This window comes from Vibrio sp. L3-7 (genome assembly GCF_963898195.1).
Classification (GTDB): domain Bacteria; phylum Pseudomonadota; class Gammaproteobacteria; order Enterobacterales; family Vibrionaceae; genus Vibrio; species Vibrio echinoideorum.
Genome location: NZ_CAWQUW010000002.1, coordinates 223,220 through 234,587, shown reverse-complemented (window position 1 = coordinate 234,587; position 11,368 = coordinate 223,220). Strand labels below are relative to the sequence as shown.

Below are 11,368 nucleotides of genomic sequence, written 5' to 3'. Positions count from 1 at the left end.
CTATAACAACATGAGGCCGCACCTTAGTCTCAGAATGAAAACTCCAAATGAGGTGCATGAAAAAAGCCAACAGCTGACGCTGTTGACTTATTAGAAATACTGTCAACGTATTTTAGGACGAGACATGTTAGCTTATCGAGCTATAGAATAATGATTACTCTTGATCACCAAGAAGAACAGAATCTAAGGCAATTACCATCATGTCGTTAAAAGTCGTTTGACGTTCATCTGATGTGGTTTGATCGCCTGTTTTGATGTGATCAGAAACAGTACAAATAGTCAGAGCTTTTGCGCCATATTCAGCACACACACCATAGATACCTGCCGCTTCCATCTCTACGCCAACAATGCCGTACTTATCCATTACGTCGAACATTTCAGGATCTGGCGTGTAGAACAGTTCAGCTGAGAATAGATTACCGACTTTAACGTCGACACCACGAGCTTTAGCTGCATCTTCAGCAGCGCGTACCATTTTGTAATCTGCGATTGCGGCGAAGTCATGGCCTTTAAAGCGAATACGGTTCACTTTTGAATCCGTACACGCCCCCATACCGATAACGACATCACGAACTTTGATATCTTCACTCACTGCACCACAGCTACCTACACGAATGATCTTTTTAACACCAAAGTCTTTGATCAACTCAGTCGCGTAAATAGAACAAGATGGAATGCCCATACCGTGTCCCATTACAGAAACCTTACGACCTTTGTAAGTACCCGTGTAACCAAACATGTTGCGAACGTCGCACACCTGAACCACGTCTTCTAAGAAGGTTTCAGCGATGTATTTAGCACGTAGCGGATCGCCAGGCATTAGAACTACGTCAGCGAAATCACCCATTTCAGCATTAATATGTGGAGTAGCCATTGAAAATATCCTTAATCTCAAACAAAAAAGAAGAGAGAGGTTTCCCTATCTCTTCGTTAACTATTATAGAAAGCTTGTACCGTGTCCCATTGGCGATGTGCCAAAGTATGACGCTAAGCTTTGACCGATATCAGCGAACGTATCACGGCGGCCTAGAGAGCCTGCAGGAACCTTGCTACCGTAAACAATCACAGGGATATGCTCACGAGTATGGTCTGAACCTGGCCATGTTGGGTCACAACCGTGGTCTGCAGTCAGGATAAGCACGTCATCTTCTTTCATCATATCGATGATTTCATTGATACGACCGTCGAAGTACTCAAGCGCAGCTGCGTAACCGGCAACATCACGACGGTGGCCGTAAGCTGAGTCGAAATCAACGAAGTTAGTGAACACGATTGTGTTGTCGCCTGCTTCATTGATCGCTTCTTTGGTTGCTTCAAATAGCGCAGGAATACCTGTTGCTTTCGTTTTCTGAGTGATACCACAACCTGCATAGATATCAGAGATCTTACCGATTGAGTGAACGTTACCGCCCTTCTCATCCACTAATTTTTGAAGAACAGTCGCCGCTGGCGGCTCAACAGAAAGGTCACGACGGTTACCAGTACGTTCGAATTGACCTTTACCGGCACCAATAAACGGACGAGCGATAACACGACCTATGTTGTAGTCAGCTAGCTCTTCACGAGCAATCTGACAAAGGTCTAATAGATTTTGTAGGCCGAATGTCTCTTCATGACAAGCGATCTGAAAAACAGAGTCTGCAGAAGTATAGAAGATTGGCAAGCCAGTCTTCATATGTTCTTCACCTAGATTATCTAGGATTTCTGTACCCGATGAGTGGCAGTTACCTAAGAAATCAGATAGACCGGCACGCTCAAGGATGCGGTCAGTCAGTTCTTTTGGAAAGCTGTTCTCTTTGTCGGTGAAGTAGCCCCAGTCAAACAGTACCGGTACACCTGCGATTTCCCAGTGACCTGATGGTGTGTCTTTACCAGAAGACAACTCAGCAGCGTGACCGTAAGCGCCAATGATCTCAGCATCTGCATCCATACCAGGAGCAAAGCGACCTGTAGACTCTTTGTGAGCCATAGCTAAACCTAGCTTAGACAGGTTTGGCAGCGTTAGTGGACCTTTACGGTCCGCGTTGTCTGCAAGGCCTTGATCACAATGGTCAGCAATGTGACCCATTGTATCCGAACCTACATCGCCAAATGTATCAGCATCTGCTGTTTCACCGATACCGAATGAATCTAAAACTAAAATAAATGCTCTTTTCATTTTCTTCACCAACTAATTGCTCTTTGCACCAGAACTCTGTTTATCGGTATACACGAGGTATACCGATATCTTGTTATTTACACGTCTTCAGAACGAATCTGACGGTAAACATCCGGCGTTGCTGTATATTCTCCGCCCACAGTGATTGCATTTTGTAATGCCGTCGCAGCTTCTTGCCACTGTTGTTCATTGCGAGCATGAATCATTGCTAATGGTTTAGCATCACTTGCTACTTCGCCAAGGCGAATGAAGTGATCAAAACCGACTGCGTAATCAATACTGTCAGTTGCTACGCGACGACCACCGCCCATACCAACGACAGCCATACCAATTGCACGAGTATCCATTGCTGATACCACACCGTGTTCTAGTGCGTACACTGGTTTAACAATTTCTGATTTTTCTAGGTAGTTATCGTAGTTTGTTACGAAGTCTACTGGACCACCAAGGCCTGCAACCATCTTACCGAAACACTCCGCAGCTTTACCGTTATCCAGTACAGCCATCAGTTTTTCACGCGCTTCGTCAGAATCTTTTGCAAGGTTACCCAATACCAACATTTCAGCACACGATGCTAAAGTGATCTCTAACAAGCGTGGGTTGCGGTATTCACCCGTTAAGAACTGAACTGCTTCGCGAACTTCAACTGCGTTACCCGCTGAAGAAGCCAATACTTGGTTCATATCCGTTAGGATTGCCGTTGTTTTAGTACCTGCACCATTAGCTACAGCCACGATAGATTTTGCTAGCTCTTCAGATGCTTCATACGTCGGCATGAATGCGCCAGAACCTACTTTTACATCCATCACTAGAGAATCAAGGCCAGCAGCCAATTTCTTAGATAGGATTGAAGCAGTGATTAGTGAGATGTTGTCTACTGTTGCTGTGATATCACGAGTTGCGTAAACACGCTTATCAGCAGGCGCTAGATCACCCGTTTGGCCGATGATCGCTACGCCTGCATCTTTGGTCACGTCACCAAACACATCATTGGTAGGTGTAATATTGTAACCAGGGATAGATTCAAGTTTATCTAGCGTACCACCAGTATGGCCTAAGCCACGACCAGAGATCATTGGAACGAAACCGCCACATGCTGCCACCATAGGGCCAAGCATCAGAGAAGTTACGTCACCAACACCACCAGTAGAATGTTTATCAACGATTGGGCCATCAAAGTTCATGTGGCTCCAGTCAATCACCATGCCTGAATCACGCATTGCACAAGTTAGCGCAATACGTTCTGGCATGGTCATTTCATTAAAAAAGATAGCCATTGCAAATGCGGCAATTTGGCCTTCAGAAACCGTATTTTTAGCCACACCTTGGATGAAGAAGTTAATTTCTTCAGTCGTTAGGATTTCGCCATCACGTTTTCTGCGAATAATTTCTTGAGGTAGATACATTAGTGCCTCCCAAACTCTAGTGAGTATGGTTTGTAGGGAAAGAGGTAATATGGAGTGGTTAATACCACTCCATCAAACAGACTTTTTTAAGGATTAATACGCAGTAGGATCTGCAGTTTCGTCTGTCACTTCTAATGTATTAAGAAGGTTCGTTAGTAGGCTTGAAGCACCAAAACGGTAGTGCATGTTGTCTGCCCACTCAGCGCCTAGTAGCTCATCAGCCATTGCTAGGTAAGCTTGAGCGTCTTCAGCGGTACGAACACCACCAGCAGGCTTGAAGCCAACTGTTTTAGCTACGCCCATGTCACGAATAACTTCAAGCATCATGCGTGCGTACTCAGGAGTCGCGTTTACTGGCACTTTACCTGTTGAAGTTTTGATGAAGTTTGCACCAGCTTCGATACAGATTTGAGAAGCTTTCTTGATAAGTGCTTCTTCTTTTAGCTCACCTGTTTCGATGATCACTTTAAGTGTGATGTCACCACAAGCGGCTTTACATTGTTTCACTAACTCAAAGCCAACCTCTTCGTTGCCAGCAATAAGAGCACGGTATGGGAATACTACGTCAACTTCGTCTGCGCCGTACGCAACTGCTGCTTTAGTTTCTGCAACAGCAATTTCGATGTCGTCATTACCATGAGGGAAGTTAGTTACAGTCGCAATGCGTACTTCTGGAGTACCTTGCTCACGCAACGCTTTCTTAGCTGCTGGGATAAAGCGAGGGTAAATACAGATTGCAGCGGTGTTGCCTACTGCAGTCTTCGCGTCGTGACAAAGCGCCACTACTTTTTCAGTAGTATCGTCGTCATTTAGCGTAGTTAGGTCCATAAGTTTAAGTGCACGTAGAGCTGCTGCTTTTAAATCGCTCATTTCTATCTCCGATCAATATATTCAAATAGTTAACTACTTCGCCCTCCATCCAGTATAGATGGATATTTTAGTAATGCTCAGTAGTCACAAATGAACGGACTTGGTTCCCTGAAGACTTGATAACTTTCGCTATCAATTGCAATCCTTGTCACCGCACAGTACCAGTTTGGTCTATGGCACAACAAATCAGTCATGTTGTGTCTAACATCTATAGCGTATCGCTAAGTTTGGCTTAATCCCAGAAGAATAACGTTCGAGTCGAGCTCGCGGTTACTTTCTTGCCAACAAGAGACATCCTATCCCTTAAGCTTATACATTATAGGTATCCATCTATAAATTGTAGTGCTCCTTAGAACGCAAACGGTTTGTATCTCAAAAAAACATTCTAGACCCATCATTGAACTTAAGCACATGCTCAGCTCATGCAAAAAACACTGGGCCTAAAAACAAAAAAGCCCCGCAGCAATTTCTTGCTACGGGGCGATATTATTATGGCGTCTATATATCGATGTCTAACTAATTAGAAAGACAGGAAGAAGCCAGCAATTGTTGCTGCCATCAGGTTAGATAGAGTACCAGCTACAACCGCTTTAACACCCATACGTGCGATGTCGTGACGACGGTTTGGAGCAATACCACCTAGACCACCTAGAAGAATCGCAATTGAAGAAAGGTTTGCGAAACCACATAGAGCGAACGAGATAATTGCTTGAGTCTTAACAGACATTACTTGACCAGTCGCTTCAACGATTTGAGCGTTGTCACCGATGTATGGTACGAAGTTTAAGTATGCAACGAATTCGTTAACAACTGTCTTCTGACCAATGAAAGAACCAGCAATAGTTGCTTCTTCCCATGGCACACCAATGATGAATGCTAACGGTGCGAAGATCCAACCTAGAAGAAGTTCTAGAGTTAGGTTTTCCATACCGAACCAACCACCGATGCCACCTAGGATACCGTTGATAAGAGCGATTAGACCGATGAATGCTAGTAGCATTGCACCTACGTTAAGTGCTAGTTGTAGACCAACAGACGCACCGCCAGCAGCTGCATCGATAACGTTAGCAGGCTTGTCGTCGCCACCGTCGATGTCAGAACCTAGGTTCTCGTCAACTTCATCAGTTTCAGGCTTGATGATTTTAGCGAATAGTAGACCACCAGGTGCTGCCATGAATGACGCTGCTACTAGGTACTCTAGAGGTACACCCATAGATGCGTAACCCGCTAGTACACCACCAGCAACAGATGCCAAACCACCACACATTACTGCGAATAGTTCAGAGTTAGTCATTTTAGGAACAAATGGACGAACAACTAGAGGAGCTTCCGTTTGACCAACGAAGATGTTTGCTGCTGCAGACATAGACTCGGCGCGAGAAGTACCTAGAGCTTTCTGAAGACCACCACCAAGAACCTTGATTACAACCTGCATCGCACCAATGTAGTAAAGTACAGAGATAAGAGCAGAGAAGAAGATTAGTGTTGGTAGAACTTGGAATGCAAAGATGAAACCGATACCGTCAACTGAGAAGTTAACAAGGCTACCGAATAGGAAGCCAGTACCATCTTTACCGTAGTCGATCACGTTTGCTACACCAGCAGAGAAACCTGCAAGTAGATCACGACCCCAAGGGATGTAAAGTACGAATGCACCAAGTGCGAATTGGATAGCGAAAGCGCCAGCCACTGTTCTGATATTAATTGCTTTGCGGTTGTCGGATAGTAGTACTGCGATTGCAATCAGTGCAACCATTCCGACGAGGCTCATAAACAGGCTCATAGTTTATGACTTCCTTATTAGTTATTTATTGGCGTGTTACAAAATGGGGCTATAAAGCGGAGGCAATTATACTCATGCGACCACTAATAAAGTAATGCCGTCCTCACACTTTCGTACAAGATTCATGTACCATTCACACGCAAATGTGAGCCAAATCACACGACCAATGCAATTTACGCAAACGATAAACAAAAACCTTCGATTTTATTCACATATACCGAATGCGAGATGGCTATTCTGCCAAATTTGCGCTGCAACCGATTGCTTTGTCTCTTTTCTAATCAAAAAAAGTTCATTTAATATCGTAACTAAATATTTGGAATGATTAACATTTCCTTGTTTTCCATGCATGGGCATATCCGGTGCATCGGTTTCCAACACCAAGCATTCAAGGGGAAGTTTAGCGATGGTTTTGCGTGTTTTTTGTGCTCTAGGGTAAGTTATCGTTCCACCCACCCCAATATAGAAACCGAGCTTGATCCATTCAAAAGCTTGCTGTTCACTTCCAGAAAAGCCATGAATCACCCCACCAAAAGTGAATTTATGCAGCTTCAATAGTTCAATGAGTCGGTTGTAAGACTTCCTCTCATGGATGATCAAAGGCAGCTCAAATTCCTTAGCAAGCTCCATCTGTTGGATAAAAAAGCGCGTTTGTTTCTCCCAATCGACATCAACAAAAAAGTCGAGACCACACTCTCCTATCGCAACACATTGGCTCGTTCTTGAAGAGAGTAATTGGCGAAATTCTGAAAATTGCTCGTCATTAGCTTGCTCTAAAAAGTAAGGATGGAAACCTAAGGCGTAATAAACATTAGGGTAAGATTGAGCGATTTCATCAAGCTTCCTCCAGTTACTTTGACCAGTAGAAGGAATAAGAATCTTCTCGACTTGAGCTTGTTTCGCTTCTTTAAGATAGCTATCAATACTTTGATCCGGTGTAAAACCTTGCTCAAAAGCCTCAAAATCCGCATGGCAATGAGTATCAAACAGCGGAAAGTCACTTATTTGCTGTGTCATCTTCCCTACTCTCTATTTCTTGTTCTTGTTCTTGTTCTTGAGGATCACGGCGATACACCACGCAACTGCGCTTGTTTTCAGGTGTTAAACCAAGCTCCTCACACCACTTATCGTATTTCTTAATCCAAGCTTTTATCCAAGCCAACATACTCTCTCTCAACCTTCAATCTTCAAATAAAACGCATTAAAAAACGCCTATTGCAGAACAATAGACGTTTTTGTTTAACTCGAATAGAGCGCGGAAGAATTAGTGTTCGCGCGTCGCTCGGAATTGAACTTCAGGGAAACGTTCAGAAGCTAGGTTCAAATTCACCATTGTTGGTGCAATGTAAGACAGGTTATCACCACCATCTAACGCTAGGTTAGCTTGGCTCTTACGTTTGAACTCTTCTAGTTTCTTAGCGTCATCACATTCAACCCAACGTGCTGTTGCAACGTTCACACCTTCGTAAATCGCTTCAACGTTGTATTCCGCTTTCAAGCGCGCTACAACCACATCAAACTGAAGTACACCCACAGCGCCAACGATCAGATCGTTATTTTGCAAAGGACGGAATACTTGAACCGCGCCCTCTTCAGAAAGCTGAACCAATCCTTTTAGAAGTTGCTTTTGCTTCAGTGGATCACGTAGACGAATACGACGAAATAGTTCAGGCGCGAAGTTTGGAATACCCGCGAACTTCAAGCTTTCGCCTTGTGTGAAGGTATCGCCAATCTGAATAGTGCCGTGGTTATGCAGGCCGATAATGTCACCAGCATACGCTTTCTCTGCGCGAGAACGGTCACCCGCCATGAAGGTTACCGCATCAGAAATACTAACGTTCTTACCAGTACGAACATGGTTCATCTTCATACCTTGGTCATAAGTACCTGAAACGATACGCATGAATGCGATACGGTCACGGTGTTTAGGATCCATGTTAGCTTGAATCTTAAATACGAACCCAGAGAACTTCTCTTCCATTGCTTCAACATCACGCTCATTTGCTTGACGCGTTTGAGGTTCAGGAGCCCATCGAGTTAGGCCGTCAAGCATATGGTCAACACCGAAGTTACCTAATGCAGTACCGAAGTAAACCGGAGTCAACTCGCCAGCCAGGAACAGTTCGCGGTCAAACTCAGGGCATGCGCCGATAACCAATTCAAGCTCTTCACGAACACTGCTCGCCAGATCTTCGCCAACAGCTTCGTCTAGTTCAGGGTTATCTAGACCTTTGATGATGCGAACTTCTTGGATCTCATGGCCGTGGCCAGATTCATACAAGATCGTTTCATCACGGTGAATATGGTAAACACCTTTAAACTCTTTACCACAACCGATAGGCCAAGAGATTGGAGCACAAGCCATACCTAGCTCGCTTTCCACTTCATCCAGTACTTCCATTGGGTCACGAACATCACGGTCAAGTTTGTTCATAAACGTGACGATTGGCGTATCACGTAGGCGCGTTACTTCCATCAGTTTACGAGTACGATCTTCGACACCTTTCGCAGCATCGATAACCATCAAACAAGAGTCAACAGCTGTTAGTGTACGGTACGTATCTTCCGAGAAATCTTCGTGTCCAGGAGTATCTAGTAGGTTTACTAGGCAGTCATTGTATGGAAATTGCATTACCGACGTAGTTACCGAGATACCACGTTCTTTTTCCATCTCCATCCAGTCAGATTTAGCGTGCTGGTTAGAGCCACGGCCTTTTACGGTACCCGCTTTTTGAATCGCGTTTCCGAATAAAAGAACTTTTTCAGTAATCGTGGTTTTACCCGCATCCGGGTGAGAGATAATCGCAAACGTTCTACGTTTGCTCACTTCTTGTTGGAAAGACATAGTCGCCCTTTGCTGATCTAAAGCGTAAAAAGGGCAAGTAGATAATACTTGCCCTTGAATTCTGTGTGCGGATTATACAGAAAGCGTGTCACTTTCTAAAGGGTCAGTTTACACCCAATTTCATCGCTGATTCTGTGGTTAGCTATCTAGGGTTAGCCAAAAGACATAATATGACTAGCTAAACGACATAAAAAGATAGCTCATAATGATCGCATCTTCATTGCCTTGCTTGGTTGGATAATAGTTACGACGGCGGTCGACTTCATTAAAGCCAGCCTTCTCGTAAAGATGAAAAGCATTAACGTTACTTTCTCGAACTTCCAACCAAGCACTTTCAGCGTCAGCTTGCTCACACATATCGAGAAAGTGCTCCACCAAAGCTTTACCATAACCTTTACCTTGATGCTTCGGATCAACCGCTATCGTAAGCAAGGTCACTTCACCAACAATATTCTGTGCGTAGAAATAACCGACAACCTCTCCACCCACCTCTAAAACACGGTGGCTGCCTCCACGGCTATTAAGATCACGGATCATGTTTTCGGACCAAGGATGAGAATGCGCGCTCTGCTCAATCTTCCAAATAGCGTCAAGGTGTTGTTCTGAAGTCGGTAATAATTGATTAGTCATAAGCACAAATTTGTTGCCATAAGTCGCGGCGATGTTGGTTGTTTCCGTTAATGTCAGACAGTAATGGAGATTGAAGTGTCTTTGCATTCAATTCATGACTGGAGTCACAACCAGCAAACCACACCCATTCAACCGCGCCTAGATCAAGGGAAGATAAATGTTGAGGTTGAATATGTAATGCTTGAGATAAGTCGAGCTTAATACTTTTGAGAACTCGCTCAAACATCACGGCGAGATCTTCCTGCGGTTTTTCAGGAGAAACTAGTAATAACTTGCAGTCATTAGAGAGCGGAGTCAGTTCAGACTCGTAACCAGCCAAACGTTCAGGGTGACTAAGCTCCCATTGGCTGATGCCCATCTCTTGCAGGTATTGCGCGTGTGTTTGTGACATATCTAGCGGTTGTAACCTTAAGTTTGTTAGATCTGAGTTTGTTGAAGCTGTATTTATTGGTACTGAACTAATTGAAAGAAGCTTATTAGAACGGGCTGATACTAACAAAAAATAAAGGAGCATCAAGCTCCTTTATTTATACTGAATCAGTTCATGTAGTTTAGCGCTATCTTTTGATGCGCATGGCTACTTTAGCACTGCATCTAAGTGTCGTTGGTTATAAGTCATCAAACTCTGGGCTATAAGCAATCTCACCCGAATGACCAGCCAACGTACCTTCGACCAGTTCAATAGCTTGGAACGCCCCTTCAGGCACATCCCAAACACAACTAAGGCCAAATTCATTCGCTGCTTTGAACCCAAAGCGACCATAGTAAGCAGGGTTACCTAGCACAACACAGGCTGGATAACCAAAATCAACTAAAGTAGAGAAAGCTTCTTCGACCAAAGACTTCGCAATACCTTGATTACGATACTCTTCCTTCACAGCTAGAGGCGCAAGGCCCTGCCAGTTATGATCGTCACCGTCGAGGGTGATAGGGCTAAACATCAGGTGACCAACCACCTCACCGTCATCAGAACAAGCCACCAGCGATAGCGTTAAATGACTATTCTCACGCAAGCTCATAACCAAATTAGCTTCTGCATCCGTATCAAAAACAGATTTCAATAAACGATCAATGACAAGTATATCTGCCGGTGCTTCAGTTCGAATAAGCATTCATTACCTCACTTTGTGTATCTGGGGATTGTACCCCCTTCTGCACAAAATCAGCTAATTGATTTAACAAAGTTTTCATAGGAGTCGGCAATAAGTCCAAATCTACGCTATCCATCAAGTTTTTGACTTCTAAACCTAGCTCAGTATCACCCTCAATAGACAGTCTACGTTGGAAGAAAAGCGTATCAGGGTCTTCTTTACGGCCCGCAATGAGTACAAGATCGTTCAGATTACCGCTGAAGCTTACATCTTCATCAACATCTTTATCAGCTACAACTAGTTGCTCATTTTGGTAGCTAATACACCAACTTAATCCCATATCTTTTATTGAGACCTTAAGCCACTTGTCTTCTAAGAACTCAAAGTCACCGTCTTCTAAAGCTTCCTTAAAAACATTTTTCAGTGCTTCTAATAAGGCTCTTTTTTGTACTGTTTTAGGCAATAACTGGACTGGAGATCGCAAAATTGATGCGGCATTTTGAACTAGTTGAGTGCGAATCTTGTTTATCACGTGACTTATCCGTAACTTTGTCAATAATATGGAATGCATCATAGATGATGTTG

Annotated in this window: 12 protein-coding genes; all 12 read right to left on the bottom strand. The window is 43.9% G+C overall.

Translation table 11 applies throughout. From position 1 onward, the window contains the following. Positions 1–154: 154 nt before the first annotated feature. Entirely contained in the window at positions 155–874 is a 720-nt protein-coding gene (deoD, locus tag AACW75_RS03380; RefSeq protein WP_029224726.1) for a purine-nucleoside phosphorylase, read from the bottom strand. Positions 875–937: 63 nt separating this feature from the next. Continuing rightward, positions 938–2,158, bottom strand: coding sequence for a phosphopentomutase (locus tag AACW75_RS03375; RefSeq protein WP_102552230.1), 1,221 nt, complete (start codon positions 2,156–2,158; stop codon positions 938–940). A 77-nt stretch (positions 2,159–2,235) separates the two neighbouring features. Then, positions 2,236–3,564 carry a thymidine phosphorylase gene (gene deoA, locus AACW75_RS03370; RefSeq protein WP_145572333.1) on the bottom strand — a complete coding sequence of 443 codons (1,329 nt, stop codon included), beginning with the start codon at positions 3,562–3,564 and terminating at the stop codon, positions 2,236–2,238. Positions 3,565–3,657: 93 nt separating this feature from the next. Beyond that, positions 3,658–4,434 (bottom strand): deoxyribose-phosphate aldolase, encoded by a 777-nt coding sequence (gene deoC, locus AACW75_RS03365; RefSeq protein ID WP_145564052.1) that lies wholly within the window; start codon positions 4,432–4,434, stop codon positions 3,658–3,660. A 520-nt stretch (positions 4,435–4,954) separates the two neighbouring features. After that, on the bottom strand, positions 4,955–6,217 hold the full coding sequence (locus tag AACW75_RS03360; protein ID WP_017072754.1) for a NupC/NupG family nucleoside CNT transporter: 1,263 nt from the start codon (positions 6,215–6,217) through the stop codon (positions 4,955–4,957). Positions 6,218–6,421: 204 nt separating this feature from the next. Further along, positions 6,422–7,234: a TatD family hydrolase gene (locus tag AACW75_RS03355; protein WP_050546187.1), complete on the bottom strand. Its 813-nt coding sequence runs from the start codon at positions 7,232–7,234 to the stop codon at positions 6,422–6,424. Beyond that, a complete protein-coding gene (locus AACW75_RS03350; RefSeq protein WP_237297597.1) occupies positions 7,215–7,382 on the bottom strand; it encodes a DUF5363 family protein in 168 nt (55 codons plus the stop codon). The genes AACW75_RS03355 and AACW75_RS03350 overlap by 20 nt, the downstream gene beginning before the upstream one ends. 99 nt (positions 7,383–7,481) lie before the next feature. Further along, positions 7,482–9,062, bottom strand: a complete 1,581-nt coding sequence (gene prfC / locus AACW75_RS03345) for a peptide chain release factor 3 (RefSeq protein ID WP_145564048.1) — start codon at positions 9,060–9,062, stop codon at positions 7,482–7,484. A 174-nt stretch (positions 9,063–9,236) separates the two neighbouring features. After that, positions 9,237–9,692 (bottom strand): ribosomal protein S18-alanine N-acetyltransferase, encoded by a 456-nt coding sequence (rimI, locus tag AACW75_RS03340; RefSeq protein ID WP_029224730.1) that lies wholly within the window; start codon positions 9,690–9,692, stop codon positions 9,237–9,239. Next, positions 9,685–10,083, bottom strand: coding sequence for a DNA polymerase III subunit psi (locus AACW75_RS03335; protein WP_029224731.1), 399 nt, complete (start codon positions 10,081–10,083; stop codon positions 9,685–9,687). Before AACW75_RS03335 ends, rimI begins: the two co-directional genes overlap by 8 nt. Before the next feature lie 217 nt (positions 10,084–10,300). Next, a complete protein-coding gene (locus tag AACW75_RS03330) occupies positions 10,301–10,804 on the bottom strand; it encodes a GNAT family N-acetyltransferase (RefSeq protein WP_017072760.1) in 504 nt (167 codons plus the stop codon). Next, positions 10,788–11,315: a ubiquinone anaerobic biosynthesis accessory factor UbiT gene (ubiT, locus tag AACW75_RS03325; protein WP_032497634.1), complete on the bottom strand. Its 528-nt coding sequence runs from the start codon at positions 11,313–11,315 to the stop codon at positions 10,788–10,790. Before ubiT ends, AACW75_RS03330 begins: the two co-directional genes overlap by 17 nt. Between the last annotated feature and the right edge of the window lie 53 nt (positions 11,316–11,368).